This window comes from Mycobacterium sp. 1245801.1 (assembly GCF_001673055.1).
In the GTDB taxonomy this organism is placed as follows: domain Bacteria; phylum Actinomycetota; class Actinomycetes; order Mycobacteriales; family Mycobacteriaceae; genus Mycobacterium; species Mycobacterium europaeum_A.
In genome coordinates, this window is the sequence record NZ_LZKY01000257.1 from 1 (window position 1) to 17,224 (window position 17,224).

15 protein-coding genes and 1 pseudogene are annotated in these 17,224 nt (G+C 69.3%); 13 read left to right on the plus strand and 3 right to left on the minus strand.

Going from position 1 to position 17,224, the window contains the following annotated elements:
- From A5622_RS16540 to A5622_RS16550, 3 genes are all read left to right on the plus strand, one after another.
- Window positions 1-1,507: molybdopterin dinucleotide binding domain-containing protein (locus A5622_RS16540; protein ID WP_066880036.1), on the plus strand; the 1,507-nt coding region annotated here is incomplete at its 5' end.
- Window positions 1,508-1,603: 96 nt separating this feature from the next.
- Entirely contained in the window at window positions 1,604-2,707 is a 1,104-nt protein-coding gene (locus tag A5622_RS16545) for a 3-oxoacyl-[acyl-carrier-protein] synthase III C-terminal domain-containing protein (RefSeq protein ID WP_082994607.1), read from the plus strand.
- A 14-nt stretch (window positions 2,708-2,721) separates the two neighbouring features.
- Entirely contained in the window at window positions 2,722-3,225 is a 504-nt protein-coding gene (locus A5622_RS16550; RefSeq protein WP_066880055.1) for an isoprenylcysteine carboxyl methyltransferase family protein, read from the plus strand.
- A 12-nt stretch (window positions 3,226-3,237) separates the two neighbouring features.
- Here A5622_RS16550 and A5622_RS16555 read toward each other — a convergent pair whose 3' ends face one another.
- A complete protein-coding gene (locus A5622_RS16555) occupies window positions 3,238-4,083 on the minus strand; it encodes an SDR family NAD(P)-dependent oxidoreductase (RefSeq protein WP_066880038.1) in 846 nt (281 codons plus the stop codon).
- Window positions 4,084-4,289: 206 nt separating this feature from the next.
- Between A5622_RS16555 and A5622_RS16560 the strand changes: the two genes are divergently transcribed.
- Window positions 4,290-5,333 (plus strand): alpha/beta hydrolase, encoded by a 1,044-nt coding sequence (locus A5622_RS16560; RefSeq protein ID WP_082972047.1) that lies wholly within the window; start codon window positions 4,290-4,292, stop codon window positions 5,331-5,333.
- Window positions 5,334-5,494: 161 nt separating this feature from the next.
- Window positions 5,495-8,077, plus strand: coding sequence for an ATP-binding cassette domain-containing protein (locus tag A5622_RS16565; RefSeq protein ID WP_197508032.1), 2,583 nt, complete (start codon window positions 5,495-5,497; stop codon window positions 8,075-8,077).
- Between the two features lie 10 nt (window positions 8,078-8,087).
- On the opposite strand, the gene A5622_RS29750 is transcribed toward A5622_RS16565, so the two are convergent.
- Window positions 8,088-8,252, minus strand: coding sequence for a hypothetical protein (locus A5622_RS29750; RefSeq protein ID WP_165827963.1), 165 nt, complete (start codon window positions 8,250-8,252; stop codon window positions 8,088-8,090).
- Between the two features lie 261 nt (window positions 8,253-8,513).
- Here A5622_RS29750 and A5622_RS16570 point away from each other — a divergent pair, with 261 nt between their 5' ends.
- Genes A5622_RS16570 through fadD1 form a run of 8 tightly spaced genes read left to right on the plus strand, consistent with a single transcriptional unit; the run spans window position 8,514 to window position 16,651 of the window.
- A complete protein-coding gene (locus tag A5622_RS16570) occupies window positions 8,514-9,692 on the plus strand; it encodes an acyl-CoA dehydrogenase family protein (RefSeq protein ID WP_066880042.1) in 1,179 nt (392 codons plus the stop codon).
- A 22-nt stretch (window positions 9,693-9,714) separates the two neighbouring features.
- Window positions 9,715-10,830, plus strand: coding sequence for an acyl-CoA dehydrogenase family protein (locus A5622_RS16575; RefSeq protein ID WP_066880044.1), 1,116 nt, complete (start codon window positions 9,715-9,717; stop codon window positions 10,828-10,830).
- A complete protein-coding gene (locus A5622_RS16580; protein WP_066880057.1) occupies window positions 10,827-11,327 on the plus strand; it encodes a MaoC family dehydratase N-terminal domain-containing protein in 501 nt (166 codons plus the stop codon). Before A5622_RS16575 ends, A5622_RS16580 begins: the two co-directional genes overlap by 4 nt.
- Window positions 11,328-11,344: 17 nt before the next feature.
- Window positions 11,345-11,791: a MaoC/PaaZ C-terminal domain-containing protein gene (locus A5622_RS16585; protein WP_066866468.1), complete on the plus strand. Its 447-nt coding sequence runs from the start codon at window positions 11,345-11,347 to the stop codon at window positions 11,789-11,791.
- A complete protein-coding gene (locus A5622_RS16590) occupies window positions 11,788-12,990 on the plus strand; it encodes a thiolase family protein (RefSeq protein WP_066880046.1) in 1,203 nt (400 codons plus the stop codon). Before A5622_RS16585 ends, A5622_RS16590 begins: the two co-directional genes overlap by 4 nt.
- A 2-nt stretch (window positions 12,991-12,992) precedes the next feature.
- Window positions 12,993-13,394: a Zn-ribbon domain-containing OB-fold protein gene (locus A5622_RS16595; RefSeq protein WP_066880048.1), complete on the plus strand. Its 402-nt coding sequence runs from the start codon at window positions 12,993-12,995 to the stop codon at window positions 13,392-13,394.
- Window positions 13,391-15,007 (plus strand): NAD(P)/FAD-dependent oxidoreductase, encoded by a 1,617-nt coding sequence (locus A5622_RS16600; RefSeq protein WP_066880050.1) that lies wholly within the window; start codon window positions 13,391-13,393, stop codon window positions 15,005-15,007. The genes A5622_RS16595 and A5622_RS16600 overlap by 4 nt, the downstream gene beginning before the upstream one ends.
- Before the next feature lie 24 nt (window positions 15,008-15,031).
- Window positions 15,032-16,651, plus strand: coding sequence for a fatty-acid--CoA ligase FadD1 (fadD1, locus tag A5622_RS16605; protein ID WP_066880051.1), 1,620 nt, complete (start codon window positions 15,032-15,034; stop codon window positions 16,649-16,651).
- A gap of 8 nt (window positions 16,652-16,659) precedes the next feature.
- Here fadD1 and A5622_RS16610 read toward each other — a convergent pair.
- Window positions 16,660-17,224 (minus strand): annotated as a pseudogene (locus tag A5622_RS16610) (hypothetical protein); the annotation flags it as partial.

Below are 17,224 nucleotides of genomic sequence, written 5' to 3' on the forward strand. Positions count from 1 at the left end.
GCTGATCAATCCCGGTCCCCATGTCGACGGTGTCGACACCATGCGGGCGGCCGCGGCGGAGTGGCCGCCGGAGCGGGTCAGTGCCGTCACGGGCATCGGTGAGGACCGCATCCGCCGGCTGGCCCGCGAGCTCGCGGGTACGGAGAGATCGGTGGTCTACGGCCGAATCGGCCTGTGCAACCAGGAGTTCGGCAGCCTCGCCAGCTGGCTGGTCGACGTCATCAACATCCTCACCGGCCATTTCGACACCCCGGGCGGGGCGATGTTCCCCGCTCCGGCGGCCTGGTCCATCACCACCGCACCGCTGCCCGGATTGGAAGACGGCGCACCGGAATTCGGTCGCTGGCACACCCGGGTGCGCGGCGCCAAGGAGGTGCTCGGTCAGGCACCGGTGTCGTGCATGGCCGAGGAGATCGCCACACCGGGCGATGGGCAACTCAAGGCGCTGATCACGGTGGCGGGCAATCCGGTGTTGTCCACCCCCGCCGGCGACAAGCTCGACGAAGTGCTGCCGATGCTGGAAGCGATGATCTCCGTTGATCTTTGGCTGAACGAGACGACGCGGCACGCCGACGTGCTCCTGCCCGGGCTGTCCCCGCTCGAGCAGCCGCACCACGACGATCTGATCCTGCTCTTCGCCATCCACAGCATCGCGAATTATTCGGCCCCGGTGTTCGATCCGGGTGATCGCCCGCACGAGTGGGAGATCTTGATCCGGCTGACCGGCCTGTGTACCGGCACCCCGGCCGAGGACGTGGACGTCGCTGCGATCGACGACGGCTTCTTCGACTACCTGGCCTTCACCCGCGGGCTCGACGGAGCGCAGATCCGCAAGCTCTACGAGCACGGGGGACCCGAGCGAATGCTGGACCTCACCCTGCGAACGGGGCCGTTCGGCGACCAGTACGGCAAGAATCCGGGCGGACTCACGCTGGACATGCTCAAGGCCAACCCAAACGGAATCGACTTCGGACCCATGGTGCCGCAGCTGCCCGACCTGCTCGCCACCTCCGACAAGAAGATCCGTCTCGCCCCGCAATACCTGCTCGACGACCTGCCGCGGCTGGCCGCCCGCATGCAGCGGCCCGCCGAACCGCTCGTCCTGGTGAGTCGCCGCCACCTGCGATCGAACAACACCTGGCTACACAACGTGCCGGCGCTGATGAAGGGAAAGGACCGGTGCACGTTGCTGATCCATCCCGACGACGCGGCCCGGTGCGGCATCGCCGACAGCGACATCGTGACGGTGAAATCGGCGGCCGGTGAGATCACGGTGCCCGTCGAGGTCACGGACTCCATCAAGCCCGGTGTCGTCTCGATGCCGCATGGCTGGGGGCACGGCAAGCCGGGCACCCGGATGTCGGTGGCCAACAACTCACCCGGCGCGAACACCAATGTGCTCTCCCCGCCGACGTTCATCGACGAGCCCTCCGGCAACGGGGTGCTCAACGGCATCCCGGTCACGATCATCGACGATCAAGCGCGATTCCGGCCCGCGCCAACCTGATCGTCTCCTGGTTACGGGCGATGTCGCGCTGTGGTTCACCGCACCCCGGCACCGATCCGGTGAACCATATGCGGGGTGGGCGTCGTCCGCATAGGCATGACTACAACAACGTATTTCACTTCCCCGCATCGGGACGCGGGCCGAGGGTGCGGCGCTCCCCGGATCGCCGGTACCGCGGTGGCTTTCACGCCGCACCGCTACAACCAGGACGAGGTGGCGCGCGAACTCACCGAGTTCACCGATCCGGCATTCGTGCGCTTCGCCCAGACCGCCGGCGTCGACCAGCGCAGCCTCGCGCTGCCGCTGGCGCAGTATCCGCGCCTGAGCGGATTCACCGAGGCCAACGACGCCTACCTCGAAGTCGCCGTCAATCTCGGTGAGCGGGCGGTCAATTCGGCGCTCGAGGACGCCGGCGTGGCCGCTCACGAGGTCGACTGCATCGTGGTGGTCTCCAGCACCGGAATAGCCGTGCCCACCATCGACGCACGACTGATGACGCGAATCGGGCTGCGGCCCGACGTCAAGCGCGTCCCGCTGTTCGGGCTCGGCTGCGTAGCCGGCGCCGCCGGCATGGCGCGGGTGCACGACTACTTGCATGGTTACCCCGGCCACGTGGCGGTGCTGCTGTCGGTCGAATTGTGCTCGCTCACTTTGCAGCGCGACGACACCTCGATTCCCGCCCTCATCGGTGTCTCGCTGTTCGGCGACGGCGCCGCCGCGGTCGTCGTGGCTGGGGGAGACCGAATTCCGTTGGCGGACAGCGCTACCGGTCCGCACATCCTGGCGACCCGCAGCCGGGTCATCCCGGATTCCGTTGACGTGATGGGCTGGAACGTCGGTTCGAGCGGGTTTCAGCTGGTGATGTCGCGCGAGGTCCCGAAAATGGCCGACGACTACCTGCGCGACGAGGTCGACGCGTTCCTGGCCGGCCACGGGCTGACGGTCGCCGACATCTCGGCGTGGGTCTGTCATCCCGGGGGTCCAAAGGTCCTCGAATCGATCGAGAACGCGCTCGGCCTGCCGGCCGACGCGCTGGCTCACAGTCGAAACTCCATGCGGGAGAACGGGAACGTATCGTCGGTCTCCGTGCTGGACGTGCTGCGCCGCACGGTTGCCCCGCCGCCGCGCGACGGCGCCTTCGGCGTGATGCTGGCGATGGGCCCAGGCTTCTGCTTCGAGCTGCTGCTGCTGCAGTGGTGACGGGGGGCAACGCGATGTACTACTACCTTTTCATTCTGGCCATCGGCGCCGAACGTCTCGTCGAGTTGATGATCGCCGGGCGAAACGCCAGGTGGTCAATGTCGCACGGCGGCAAAGAGTTCGGGCGCGACCACTACCCGGCGATGGTCAGCATGCATGCCCTGCTGCTGATTTCGTGCGTCGTCGAAACCTGGAGCCTGAGCCGGCCGTTCATCTGGTGGCTGGGTTGGCCGATGCTGGCCGTCGTCGCGTTCAGCACGGCCGTCCGCTGGCGCTGCGTCAGCGTGCTCGGCAAGCGCTGGAATCCGAGGCTGATCGTCATCGGTGATGCGCCGTTGGTTTCCGTCGGGCCGTACCGCTGGATGCGTCACCCCAACTACGCCGCGGTCGCCGCCGAGGTGGCCGCGCTGCCGCTGGTGCATTCGGTGTGGCTGACCGCGATCGTGTTCAGCGCGGCCAACGCCGCGGTGCTGCGCGTGCGCATCCGCGCGGAGAACGCCGCGCTGGGCTATGCCTGATCACGGGCCTGATCATGGCGCGATGGGCCGATTGGTCCACTGGCGGCCGGGGCGGCGCGCCGAGCGGAACCATCCGCCGGCCGCGCCGGTGCCGCCGTCGGTGGGGATGGTGTGGCCGGTGACGAACGCCGAGAGGTCCGAGGCCAGGAACAGGATCGCCCGGGCCTGATCCTCGGGCTGGCCCATCCGCCCGACCGGCACCCACTGTGGCCACTGCGCCTGCTCCTCGGCCGTAAGCCATTGCGAATACGGCACTTGTAGGGACTCGGTGACGTCGGGGGCGATCGCGTTGACCCGCACCCCGTCGTTGCCGACCTGGACGGCCAGGCTGCGGGTGAATGCGATGACGGCGGCCTTGAAAGCGGCATAAACCGGATCCTCGGGATAGCCACGCAGCCCCTCGACCGACGAGACGTTCACGATCGCACCCGTGTGCCGCTCAACCATGGCCGGCAGGAACGCACGGCTGACCAGGAACACGTGGTGCAGGTTGATTCGGTAGAGGTCATCCCACAGCTGCGGGTCGGTGCCGGCGAAGCTGCCGGGGTGCCGCAGCCAGTGCCCCACGTTGTTGACCAGCACATCGACCCGGCCGAACCGATCGTGGACCGCCCGGGCCAAGCGAGTTACCTGATCGGGATCACGAACGTCGGTGCCGACCGCCAGGGCCGAGCCGCCGGATTCGCTGATCGAGGCGGCCGTCGCGCCGGCCAGGTCGGCGTCGATGTCGGCGATGATCACCTGCGCACCGTTTGCGGCGAACAGTCGCGAGGTCGCCGCGCCGATACCTCCCGCGCCGCCCGTAACGACCGCGACCCGGTCGGCCAGCAACGGCTCGGGGAGCTTCGCGTGTGTCATCGGTCATATCTTCGGCCATGCGATGGGCCGGGCAACAGCCGGTCCGGCCGGATCGAGCCCGCGCGAGAACCGCGCAAGAGTTAGCGCAGTGGTACCCATCTCCTGGCACAGCAAACGTGACGTACCCGACAATTGTCGTCTGTTCTTCTGCAATTAATCTGGCGCGGCGGCGGGTACCCGCCCTCCACTTAGGAGGTTGAAACCCAATGGTGAGTACAACCGAGCCGGCCCACATACTGCCGAGCGTGGCGATCACGCGGCGCGTGCATCACCGCCACAGCCCGCAGTCGGTCGCAGTAGGGCTCGCCAGCCGCCTGATCATCAAGAACACCGTTCGCGCGTGGGCCATGACGCCCAACCTGCGCTGGCCGTTCGAGTACGTCGACGGCGTCGCGGGGCTGGTCCCGCGCATCGGGTCCGGCGCAAAGATCGACTCGGTTCGGCTGGACAACTGCGCCGCCGAATGGGTTCGCGCGCCCGGCGTATCGGGGGAGCGGGCGATCCTGTATTTGCACGGGGGCGCCTTCCTCACCTGCGGCCTCAACACGCATCGCTCGATGGTGGCCCGCCTGTCGAAGGCGGCCGATGCCGCCGTGTTGACCGTCGCCTACCGGAAGCTGCCCACCCACCAGATCACCGATGCCATCGACGACGGGATCAGCGGCCTGCGCTGGCTGCAGGATCGCGGCTTCGACGGCGACCAGATCGTGGTGGCCGGCGACTCGGCCGGCGGCTACCTGGCGTTCATGACCACCCTGCTGGCGATCAGTGACGACATCATGGAGCCGGCCGGCGTGGCGACCATCTCGCCGTTCACCGACGCGGACCCGGTGCGCAAGCTCAAGCACCGTAACGCGCGCAAGTGCTCGATGTTCACCCGCCGGGCGTTCTCGATGTTCGCTCAATACCTCAGCAAGGCACAGGTTTTGGAAGGCCGGGGTGACAACACCGTCGCGTCGCCGGTGGACGCCGACCTGTCCTCGATGCCGCCGGTCACCATTCACGCCAGCTCGGACGAGTTGTTGCTCGCCGACGCCGAATTGATGGCGAAACGCCTGGAAGCCAGCGGAATCCACTGCGATCTGCACCTGTGGGATGGACAGATTCACGACTTCCCGATAGCGGCCGACGTCTTGCCCGAGGGCCGGCGGGCCCTCAAGTACATCGGCGATTTCGTCAAGGACGTCACCGCCGCCCGCACCAAGATTCCCAGCGTGCGCAGCCTGCGCAACGCCGCGGTAGCGGGTTGAAGGCTACGAAAGTAATTGCGCCGCAAGCCGGTTCGTCCGTCGTCTGCGATCTCTCGCTGCGGTGGGTCCGCAGGGTCGCGCTCGCCGGGAGCGGGTGCGAAACGGTGCCCGCCGGTGAACCCGGCGGATAAGCCCCGCCGCTGCCATTACAGTTGGTCTCGATGAGCCCACCAGCACCGCCCGCGCTGACCGTGCGGTACGAGGGAGCCGAGCGCACCTTCGCGCCGGGTAACGACGTCGTGATCGGGCGTGACCTGCGCGCGGACGTCCGCGTCGCCCACCCCCTGATCTCCCGCAACCACCTGATCGTGCGATACGAGCAGGGCCGCTGGATCGCCATCGACAACGGCAGCCTCAACGGCCTTTATGTGCACAACAGCCGCGTCCCGGTCGTCGACATCCAGGACGGCCTGCGGGTCAACGTCGGCAACCCGGACGGCCCGGCGCTGACCTTCGAGGTCGGCCGTCATCAGGGTTCGGCCGGGCGGCCGCCCCTGACCACGTCGATACCGATCGTCGGCAACCCCAGCGAACCGCTGGCGCGTGCTGCGCAGAGCCAGCAGCCGGCATCGGCCTCGTTCCGCCACCCCGTTCATCCGCCCACCGCCGCGCAGCCGCGATACCCGACCGGCGGCCTCCCGAGCGCGCCGCCCAGCGGATCCCAGCCCGCGCCGCAGATCTACCGGTCACCGTCGGCGCACGCGGCGCCGCCGACCACGGCGCAGCCGGCGGCGCCCGCAACGGGCCGCATCGGCGGCGACTCGTCGATCCTCGCGACGTCGATGATGAAAATCCTGCGGCCGGGCAGGGCCGGGCCGGACGTGCCGGGCGCGATCAAGATCGGACGCGCGAACGACAACGACATCGTCATCCCCGAGGTCCTGGCCTCGCGCCACCACGCCACCCTGATCCCGACGCCTTCCGGCACCGAGATCCAGGACAACCGCAGCATCAACGGCACCTTCGTCAACGGCGTCCGGGTCGATTCGGCCGTGCTGCACGACGGCGACGTGGTCACGATCGGCAACATCGACCTGGTCTTTCACGGCGGCAACCTGGCCCGCCGCGACCAGGCCGCCACCGCGACGCGCGGCGGCGGCCTCGACGTGCGCGGCGTGACCTGGACGATCGAGAACAACAAGACGCTGCTCGACAACATCTCGCTGACCGCCCTTCCCGGCACGCTGACGGCGATCATCGGACCCTCCGGCGCCGGCAAGTCCACCTTCGCCCGCTTGGTCGCTGGATACACGCACCCGACGACCGGAACCGTGTCGTTCGAGGGCCACAACATCCACGCGGAGTACGCCTCGTTGCGCAGCAGGATCGGGATGGTGCCCCAGGACGACGTGGTGCACGGGCAGCTGACCGTGCAGCAGGCGCTGATGTACGCCGCCGAACTGCGGCTGCCGCCGGACACCACCAAGGACGACCGTGCCCAGGTGGTGGCCCGCGTGCTCGAAGAACTCGAGATGACCCAGCACCTGCACACCCGGGTAGACAGGCTGTCCGGAGGACAGCGCAAGCGCGCGTCGGTGGCGCTGGAGTTGCTCACCGGGCCCTCGCTGCTGATCCTCGACGAGCCGACCTCCGGCCTGGACCCGGCGCTGGACCGGCAGGTGATGACCATGCTGCGGCAGCTGGCCGACGCCGGGCGCGTCGTGCTGGTGGTCACCCACTCCCTGACCTACTTGGACGTCTGCGATCAGGTGCTGCTGCTGGCCCCCGGCGGCAAGACGGCGTTCTGCGGGCCGCCCAGCCAGATCGGTCCCGCCATGGGCACCACCAACTGGGCCGACATCTTCAGCACCGTCGCCAGCGACCCCGACGGCTCCCGCGCCCGCTATCTGGCCCGCACGGGCCCGCCACCGGCCCCACCGCCCGCGGAGAAACCGGCCGAACTGGGCGATCCCGCGCACACCAGCCTGGTCCGGCAGTTCTCCACCATCGCCCGGCGCCAGATGCGGCTGATCGTCTCCGACCGCGGGTATTTCGTCTTCCTCGCGCTGCTGCCGTTCATCATGGGGTCGTTGTCCATGTCGGTGCCCGGCGACGTCGGGTTCGGCATCCCGAACCCGATGGGCGCCGCCCCCAACGAGCCCGGCCAGATCCTGGTCCTGCTCAACGTCGGCGCGGTGTTCATGGGGACCGCCCTGACCATCCGCGACCTCATCGGTGAACGCGCCATCTTCCTGCGCGAACAGGCGGTCGGGCTGTCCACGTCGGCGTACCTGTTGGCCAAGGTCTGCGTGTACACCGTCTTCGCGATCGTCCAGTCGGCGATCGTCAGCGTCATCGCGGTGCTCGGCAAGGGCGCCCCGACGCAGGGCGCCGTGGCGCTGGGCAAGCCGGGCCTTGAGTTGTTCGCCGACGTCGCGCTGACGTGCGTCGCGTCGGCGATGCTCGGGCTGGCCCTGTCGGCCGTGGCCAAGTCCAACGAGCAGATCATGCCGCTGCTGGTGGTGGCGGTCATGTCGCAGCTGGTGTTCTCCGGTGGGATGATTCCGGTGACCGCGCGCATCGGGCTGGATCAGATGTCGTGGGCGACGCCGGCGCGGTGGGGCTTCGCGGCGTCGGCGTCGACCGCCGACCTGACCAAACTGGTGCCCGGCCCGCTGACCCCGAAGGATTCGCATTGGCGGCACACCCCGGCGACGTGGTGGTTCGACGTCGGCATGCTGTTCGCGATCAGCGCCGTGTACCTGGGGTTCGTGCGCTGGAAGATCCGCCTCCGCGGCGGCTGAGCGCGCCTGTTCAGGCGCCCTTGCGGACCATCTGGTCGGCCGCGGCTCGCATGCGGTCGGACAGTTGCAGCAGACCGTGCTCGCCCACGCCCATTGGCAGCGTGTACGCGAGCTGCCGCAATTCGACGGCGTAGTTGCGCAGGTCTTCGCGGAGGCGCATCTCAACAGTGGGCATGACTTCTCCCTCAGGCCGGAACTGGGCGGCGTCCCTGGTCCGCGTCGACCAGCCGATCCGAGAATCTTCGCAGCCCGCCCGCGTATCCGCGAGAGCGCCGATGTGTTTTAACGGGAGTTTGACAGCGCGTTTACAGCGGGGCCGTCGAGCGGCGGGGGGCCGCCCAGCGTAACGCTACGGCGAAATCCCGGGCGCATTCTCGCCGTGGCGTTACGCTGGCGCTGCTTGGTGTAAGGCTGGCAGAAGGGCACAGGCGCCGGAATGGATTTCGAACTCGACGCGGGGCAGCGCGCCTGGCTCACCGAGATTCGCGAATTCCTGCGCGAGAACGTGACCCCGCAATTGCGGGCCGAGCTCGCCGAGCACGACCTGGAATATCCCCGGGGCGAGGTCGCCCGGTTCCGGCGCAAGATCGGCGAGCGGGGCTGGTTCGGGCTGAACTGGCCGCGTGAGTACGGCGGTCTGGGGCTGGGCGCGATGCACCTGCACCTGCTGATGAGCGAATTCGAATATTGGGGAGTGCCCGGCCCGGACCTGACGGTGACGTCTGTGGCGCCGATGATCATGCGGCACGGTACGGAGCGCAACAAGACCGAGTGGCTGCCCCCGATCGCCCGCGGCGAAATGATCTGCGCCGTCGGCTATTCCGAGCCCGAGGCGGGGACCGACCTGGCGGCCCTGCGGACCAGCGCCACCCGTGACGGCGACGAATGGGTGATCAACGGCACCAAGATCTGGAACAGCGGCGCCCAGCGCGCGACACACGAATGGCTCTGTGTCCGCACCGATCCCGGCGCCGCCCGGCATCGGGGCATCTCGGTCATCATCGTGCCGATTGACAGCCCGGGCGTCGAAATCCGCCCGCTCTACGCCTGGTCGGGATACCGCACCAACGAGGTGGGGTTCCGTGACGTGCGAGTGCCGGCCACCAATCTGATCGGCGAGGTCAATCACGGCTGGACCTACATCACCGGCGCGCTCGATCTCGAACGCGGCGCGCTGACCAACGCCGGCGACTTGCGTCGCGCCGTCGAGGAGTTGCGCGAGCTGGCGGGCAGCCCGCGCCGCGACGGCACCGTGCCCGCCGACGATCCGTCGCTGCGCCGCCGCCTGGCGCAGGCGGCGGCCGACGTCGCGGTGGCCACCCTGATGGGCTACGAGGCGGCGTCCATCCTCGACAGCGGCGTCATCCCCACCGTCGAAGTGAGCGTCGAGAAGGTGTTCACCAGCGAGCTGCGCCAGCGCATCGCCGACCTGGCGCTCGACCTCCTCGGCCCGGACGGCCTGTTGGCGCATCGCAGCCAACAGGCCCCGCTGGCCGGCAAATTCGAGCGGCTTTACCGGGCCGCCCCGCTGATGCGCTTCGGCGGCGGTACCAACGAGGTGCTGCGCGACATCATCGCGCAGCGCGGGCACGCGATGCCGTCCTACGGACGCTGACTTTGGGCCTCGCGCAGCACCGATGAAGACGATCCCCACCGCCGAGCAGCGCGCGTTCGCCGCGGCGCTGCGCGCGCTGCTGGCCGCCGAAAACCCGATCACGCTGGTGCGCGCGCTCGGCGAACCCGGCGCCGAGCGCAGCACCCCGGCGCTGTGGAAGGCGCTGGCCGACGCGGGCGTCTTCGGCCTCGCCATCGGCGAGGAGTACGGCGGGGCCGGCGGCTCCCTCGACGATCTGGCCGTCTTCTCCACCGAGGCCGGCCGCGCCCTGTGCCCGACGACGGTGCACAGCAGCGTGCTCGCCGCGCTGGCCGTCGACCAACTCGGCTGCCCGGAACTCAAGGCGCGCTGGCTGCCGCCGCTGGCGTCCGGGAGCGTGCGGGGCACCACCGCGCTGCACAACGCCCGCGACGCCGCCGTCGTCACCCCGGTGCTGCGCGCCGATCCCGACGCGCACCGCTGGCGGCTCACCGGAACCGCGGACTACGTCCTCGATGCCGACGTCGCCGATGTCCTAGTGGTGTCCGCCGCGGCCGCCGCGCGCACGCTGGCCTTCGTCGTCGACGTCCGGGCCGGTGGTGTCGGCGTCGAACCGCTCGACATGGCCGGCGGCGTCCGCGCATTCACCGTGCGCTTCGACGACGTGCGGGCCGACGCGGCGCTCGACGGGATCACCGCGGCATCGCTGCGCCGGCTGGCCAACACCGCCGTGGCGCTGGGATCACTCGACCTGGTGGGCGTCGGACAGGCCGTGCTGGAGCGCACCGTCGACTACACCAAGCTGCGCCACCAATTCGGCCGGCCCATCGCGTCGTTTCAGGCCGCCCAGCATCTCGTCGCCGACATGCACATCGCCCTGGCGGCCGCGCGACTGGCCGCGCACGCGGCGGTGTTCTGGCTGGGGCGCGGACGCGTCGCGAGCCGTGAGACGGCCATCGCGCGCATGCACGCGGCCACCGCGGCGCGGCTGATCACGCTGGACGCCCACCAATTGCACGGCGGCATGGGCTACGTCACCGAGACCGACCTGCATCTGTTCAGCGAGCGGGCCAGGCTGGGTTCGACATTCGGCGGCGGGGCCGACGTCGCCGCGGGCTGGCTGCAGCGCAGCATGGACGACGAAGGGGAGTGCGGTTGAGCGAGGACAGTTTGATCGATGCGGAATCGGCGGCGCGGGTGGGCACCGTCGCGGCGTCGGCGACCGGTGAGGTGAACCGGCGCGACTGGCAGCGTTGGGCGGCGGCGGTCGGCGACCACAACCCGCTGTATTTCGACCCGGATTACGCCCGGGCCAACGGATACCGCGACATCATCTGCCCTCCGTTGTTCCTGCAGTACGCCATCCTCGGCGTCTCGCCGCTGCAGTCGCTGCGTCCCGACGGGTCGTCCGGCGCGGTCTCCGGCAGCCTGGCGTTCCCGCGCGCCCCCAAGCGGATGGCCGGCGGCGAGAGCTTCACGTTCCACCTGCCCGCCTATCACCGCGACGAGATCGAAATGGTGCGCACCATCTCCTCGATCGTCGAAAAACAGGGCCGCTCCGGCAGATTCGTCCTCGTCACCTGGCACACGGTGTACCGCAACCAGGATCGCGACCTGCTGGCCGAAGCGTCGACCTCGATGATCGCCCGCCCGTAGAAAGGCCCCGGTGCGCCATGACCGATCAGCAACCGTTTTTCGACGACATCGCCGTGGGCGAACACATTCCCGCGCTGACCGTCACCGTCGACGAAACGCAGATGTTCTTCTTTTCCGCCGCCACCTACAACGGCCACCGCATTCACTACGACAAACAGTGGGCGCGCGACACCGAGGGCTACGACAACGTCCTGGTGCACGGCCCGCTGCAGGCGGCGCTGCTGGCCCGCGCCCTCGGCGACTGGATCGGCGGACGCGGCCGGCTGGTGTCCTTTTCGGTGCAGAACCGGGCGATCGCGTATCCCGGCGAATCGCTGAGCTTCGGCGGCGAGGTCACCGGTAAACGGCTGAGCGACACCGGGACTGGGCTGGTCGATCTCGTCATCGCCGGGCGCCGCGACGACACGATCCTGATGCCCGGCATGGCCACGGTCGAGTTGCCGATCCGGAGAACCGAGCCGTGACCGGGCTGCGCGGTGAGGCCGCCATCGTCGGCATCGCGGAGTTGCCGGCGCAGCGCCGCCCCACCCGGGCGCCGCTGTTCACCCTGGACCAGTACGCGGTGCTGGCCAAGCTGGCGATCGAGGACGCCGGGGTGGATCCCGGCCGTGTCAACGGCCTGCTGACCCACGGCATCGCCGAATCGGCCATGTTCGCGCCGGCCACGCTGTGCGAATACCTAGGCCTCGCACTAGATTTCGGCGAGCGAGTCGATCTAGGCGGGGCGACGTCCGCCGGGATGATCTGGCGCGCCGCGGCGGCCGTCGAACTCGGCATCTGCGAGGCGGTGCTGGCCGTGGTGCCCGGGTCGGCGGCGGTGCCGCGGTCCGAGCGGCGACCTGCGCCCGGCCCGAATTGGTATGGGGCATCGTCGAACAACTACGGCTCGCCGCAGGCCGAGTTCGAGATCCCCTACGGCAACGTGGGCCAGAACGCGCCGTACGCACAGATCGCTCAGCGCTACGCGGCCGAATTCGGCTACGACCCCGCCGCGGTCGCCAAGATCGCCGTCGACCAGCGCACCAACGCGTGCGCGCACCCCGGCGCGGTTTTTCACGGCACCCCCATCACGGTCGGCGACGTGCTGGACAGCCCGATGATCGCCGACCCCATTCACATGCTGGAGACGGTGATGCGGGTGCACGGGGGAGTGGGCGTGCTGATCGCCAACGCCGACCTCGCCCGCCGCGGCCGCCACCGCCCGGTGTGGATCAAGGGCTTTGGCGAACACATCGCCTTCAAGACCCCGACCTACGCCGAGGACCTGCTGTCCACCCCGATCGCGCGCGCCGCCGACCGGGCCTTTGCGATGGCCGGGCTCGACCGATCCGACGTCGACATCGCGTCGATCTACGACTGCTACACCATCACGGTGCTGATGAGCCTCGAGGACGCCGGATTCTGCGCGAAAGGCCAAGGCATGTCGTGGGTCAACGAGCACGACCTGACCTACCGCGGCGACTTCCCGCTCAACACCGCCGGCGGCCAGCTGTCCTTCGGGCAGGCCGGCATGGCCGGCGGCATGCACCACGTGGTCGACGGCGCGCGCCAGATCATGGGCCGGGCCGGCGACGCGCAGGTACCCGACTGCCACACCGCGTTCGTCACCGGCAACGGCGGCATCATGAGCGAACAGGTCGCGCTGCTCCTGCGGGGGGACTGAAGATGAGCCGGCCCATCCCCGAGCCCACACCCGTCTCGCAGCCCTTCTGGGACGGCCTGGCCCAGCACCGGATCCTGGTGCAGTACTCGCCGTCGGCACGGCGCTACGTGTTCTATCCGCGCACCCTGGCCCCCGGAACCCTGGCCGACGACCTGGAATGGCGCGAAATCGACGGTGCCGCAACGCTATACACGTTCACGATCGCCCGCCGGCCCACCGGCCCACCATGGGCCGACGCGCTCCCGCAGCTGCTCGCGGTGGTGCAATGGGATGCCGGACCGAAGTTCAGCACCGAGTTGGTCGACGTCGACCCGGGCGACATCCGCATCGGGATGCGGGTCCAGCCGGTGTTCTACGATCTGCCTGAAGGGGGCATCACCCTGCTGAAGTATCGGCCCGCATGACCTCGACGGTGAGGTCGGAGGTGCACATGGACGACGTCATCGTCATCGGCGCCGGGTTCGCCGGGCTCTACGCCGTGCACCGGGTCGCCTCCTCGGGCCTGTCGGTCACCGCCCTCGAGGCCGCCCCCGACGTGGGCGGCACCTGGTACTGGAACCGCTATCCGGGTGCGCGCTGCGACGTCGAAAGCGTGGACTACTCCTACTCATTCGACGAAGAACTGCAGCGGAGCTGGCAGTGGAGCGAACGCTTCGCCGCCCAGCCGGAGATCCTGGCCTACCTGCGCCACGTCGCCGACCGATTCGATCTGCGCCGCCACTACCGATTCGGGGTCGACGTCATCGGTGCCACCTTCGACGGGGGCCGCTGGCACGTCGACACCGCGACCGGCGACAGTTACGCCGCACAGTTCCTGGTATGCGCGACCGGCTGCCTGTCGGCGCTGAATCGTCCCGATATCCCCGGCGCCGAGGACTTTTCGGGACAGGTTTACTTCACGGCCGCGTGGCCGCGCGAAGACCCGGAGCTGCGTGGCAAGCGGGTGGGCCTGATCGGCACCGGATCGTCCGGCATCCAGGTGGCCCCGATCATCGCCGCCAGCGCCGAAAACCTGGTGGTATTCCAGCGATCCGCGAATTACACCATCCCGATGCCGAACCGGCCGTGGTCGGCCGAGGAGCAGCGAGAAATCCAGGAGCGGTATCCCGAGCGCCGCCGGGCCTCGGCCTACGCGGCGGCGGGCACCCCGCACGGCACCTACCACAAGAACGCCCTCGACACCGAACCGCACGAGCGCAACGAAGCGCTGTGGCAGCGTTGGCGCGAAGGGGGCGTGCTGTTCGCCAAGACCTTCCCCGACCAGACCAGCGACCTGGCCGCCAACGACATCGCGAGGACGTTCGCCGAGCAGCGGATCCGCGAGATCGTCCACGATCCCACCGTCGCAACCGATCTCATCCCGGTCGATCACCCGATCGGAACGAAACGCATCTGCACCGACGACGGCTACTACGCCACCTTCAACCGCGACAACGTTCGGCTGGTGAACCTGCGCCGCGAGCCCATCGAGGCGATCACCGCCGAGGGCGTGCGCACCAGCGCGACGACCTACCCGTGCGACGTGCTGATCTTCGCGACCGGCTTCGACGCCATGACCGGCGCGCTGACCCGAATCGATCCGAAAGGCCCCCGGGGACAACGACTGCGCGACATCTGGGCCGACGGCCCGGTCACCTTCCTCGGCCTGATGGTGCCCGGTTTGCCCAACCTGTTCACCATCAGCGGGCCGGGCAGCCCGTCGGTGCTGGCCAACATGGTGCTGCACGCCGAGGTCCAGGTCGACTGGGTGGTCGACCTGGTGCGGGCCGCGCGGCGCCTCGGCGTGGCCGAGGTCGTGCCACGCCACGACGCGGCGATCGCCTGGACCGAACACGTGGCCCAAGCGGCCGAGCGCACGCTGTTCCCCAGGGCGACATCGTCGTGGTACCTGGGCGCCAACATCGAGGGCAAGAAGCGGGTCTTCATGCCCTACATCGGCGGCTTCGGCACCTATCGGCGGCACTGCGACGAGGTGGCCCAAAACAACTACGCGGGGCTGGTGTTCACCACCCGATGACGACATCGAAGAGGAAGTGAACCCGTGGTCGAGACGGTCCAACAGCTACTGCGGCAACGTCGCCACGACGACACCCCGGCGCTGGTTCACGGCGAGCGGACCTGGACCTGGCGCGAGCACCTCGCCGAAGCCGAGGCGGAGGCCGCCGCGCTGATCGCGCTCGCCGACACCGCACGGCCGCTGCATGTCGGCGCCGTACTGGGCAATTCCCCGGCCATGTTGCGCGCCATGGCCGCGGCCGCGCTGGGCGGCTACGTGTTGTGCGGGATCAACACCACGCGGCGCGGGCCGGGATTGCTGGCCGACATCCGGCGCTCCGACTGCCAGCTACTGCTCGCCGACCCGGAGCACGTGGAACTCCTGAACGGGTTGGGCCTCAACGGCATTCAGGTGATCGATGTGACCGGCGGCCGCTACGCCGACGCCGTCGCTTCCGCGCCACCGCTGGTTGCGCATCGCGAGGTGACCGCCGCCGACACCCTGATGATGATCTTCACCTCGGGCACCAGCGGTGACCCCAAGGTGGTGCGGTTCGCCCACGGCATGGCGATCATGTGCGGTGCCAGCCTGATCTTCCAGTACGACGTCACCGCCGACGACGTCTGCTACCTGTCGATGCCGCTGTTTCACTCCAACGGTGTCGCCGCCGGCTGGGCGGTCGCCATCGGCAGCGGGGCCACCATGGTGCCGGCGCGGTTTTCGCCGTCCCGCTTCCTCGACGACGTCCGTCGCTATCGCGTCACCTACCTGAACTACGTCGGCAAGCCGCTGGCGCTGATCCTGTCCACGCCCGAGCGCCCCGACGACGCCGACAACACCCTGCGGGTGGCCTTCGGCAACGAGGCCACCGACCGCGACATCGCCGAATTCGCAAGGCGTTTCGGGTGCCGGGTCGTCGACAGCTTCGGTTCGAGTGAATTCGCGGTGATCGTGGTGCGCGAAGACGGCACCCCACCCGGCTCCATCGGCAAGCCGTACCCGGGGGTAAGCATCTACAACTCGACGACACTGCGGGAATGCGAGCCCGCGAAGTTCGACGCGCACGGGGCGCTGACCAATTTCGACGAGGCCGTCGGTGAACTCGTCAACACCCAGGGGGCGGGGCCCTTCGCCGGCTACTACAACGATCCGGGCGCCACCGCGGAGCGGATGCGGCACGGGATGTACTGGTCGGGCGACCTGGCCTATCGCGACGACGACGGCTGGATTTACCTGGCCGGGCGCACCGCCGACTGGATGCGGGTGGACGGGGAGAACCTGGCCGCCGGGCCGGTCGAGCGAATTCTGGCGCGGCTGCCCGAGGTCAGCCAGGTCGCCGTCTACGCCGTTCCCGACGACCGGGTCGGCGACCAGGTGATGGCCGCCCTGGTGCTGCGGCCCGGTGCCCAGCTCAGCCCCGACGCCTTCGCGAAATTCCTTGCCGCGCAGCCGGATCTGTCACCGAAGGCGTGGCCGCGCTACGTGCGGATCAACGATCAGCTGCCCGCGACCGCGACCAACAAGATCCTCAAGCGGGCGCTGATCGCCGCGGGCGTCACCGCACAGGACGGGTTGTTGTGGACGCGCCCCGCACGCGGCACCAGTTATGCGCCGGTGAGCGAAAACGCCGTCGGTCGTGCGGCCCCCAGCGTCTCAGGCGCATGAACCGGGCCTTAGCCCGCTTCCTCGACGGGCTCGGGCTGGGGTGCCTCCCCGAACCGCGCCAGCACCAGCGTTGCGGACACGGCGACGGCGAACCCCGCGATCACCAGCCAGCCCAACCCGGCGCGCGCGGTGTCGCCCAACCACACCACCCCGACGAACGCCGGTGCCAGCGTTTCGCCGACCACCATGCCGGCGACGGCCGTGGTCACCGATCCGCGGTGCAACGCGGAGGTGAGCAACAGGAAACCCGCGGCCCCGCCGGCGGCCGCCGCGTACAGCGCCGGGTTGGTGTAGAAAGCCCGTTTGGTGGGATCGATCGCCTCGATCAGCCGCACACCCACCTCGACGACGCCGAAGCCGCTTCCGGCGGCCAACCCCAGCGCGAGGGCTCGCGCGCGGTCGGGCAATCGCCCGGCCGCGGCGCCGCCGAGGAAGATCGCGGCCACCACCCCCAGCAGCGCCCAGCCGAGCCCGGCCGGGGCGTGCCGAAAGTGGCCCGGCCCGGCGGCCAGGGCGAGGGCGACCAGGCTGAGGCAGACCACCCCGACGGCCGTCCATTCCGCCGGCGACAGC

Excerpts from the sequence above, each read along its gene's own strand:
- A5622_RS16545 (WP_082994607.1), top strand. The coding sequence starts at position 1,604 with ATGACTACAACAACGTATTTCACTTCCCCGCATCGGGACGCGGGCCGA.
- A5622_RS16550 (WP_066880055.1), top strand. The coding sequence starts at position 2,722 with ATGTACTACTACCTTTTCATTCTGGCCATCGGCGCCGAACGTCTCGTC.
- A5622_RS16555 (WP_066880038.1), bottom strand. The coding sequence starts at position 4,083 with ATGACACACGCGAAGCTCCCCGAGCCGTTGCTGGCCGACCGGGTCGCG.
- A5622_RS16560 (WP_082972047.1), top strand. The coding sequence starts at position 4,290 with ATGGTGAGTACAACCGAGCCGGCCCACATACTGCCGAGCGTGGCGATC.
- A5622_RS16565 (WP_197508032.1), top strand. The coding sequence starts at position 5,495 with ATGAGCCCACCAGCACCGCCCGCGCTGACCGTGCGGTACGAGGGAGCC.
- A5622_RS29750 (WP_165827963.1), bottom strand. The coding sequence starts at position 8,252 with ATGCCCACTGTTGAGATGCGCCTCCGCGAAGACCTGCGCAACTACGCC.
- A5622_RS16570 (WP_066880042.1), top strand. The coding sequence starts at position 8,514 with ATGGATTTCGAACTCGACGCGGGGCAGCGCGCCTGGCTCACCGAGATT.
- A5622_RS16575 (WP_066880044.1), top strand. The coding sequence starts at position 9,715 with ATGAAGACGATCCCCACCGCCGAGCAGCGCGCGTTCGCCGCGGCGCTG.
- A5622_RS16585 (WP_066866468.1), top strand. The coding sequence starts at position 11,345 with ATGACCGATCAGCAACCGTTTTTCGACGACATCGCCGTGGGCGAACAC.
- A5622_RS16595 (WP_066880048.1), top strand. The coding sequence starts at position 12,993 with ATGAGCCGGCCCATCCCCGAGCCCACACCCGTCTCGCAGCCCTTCTGG.
- A5622_RS16600 (WP_066880050.1), top strand. The coding sequence starts at position 13,391 with ATGACCTCGACGGTGAGGTCGGAGGTGCACATGGACGACGTCATCGTC.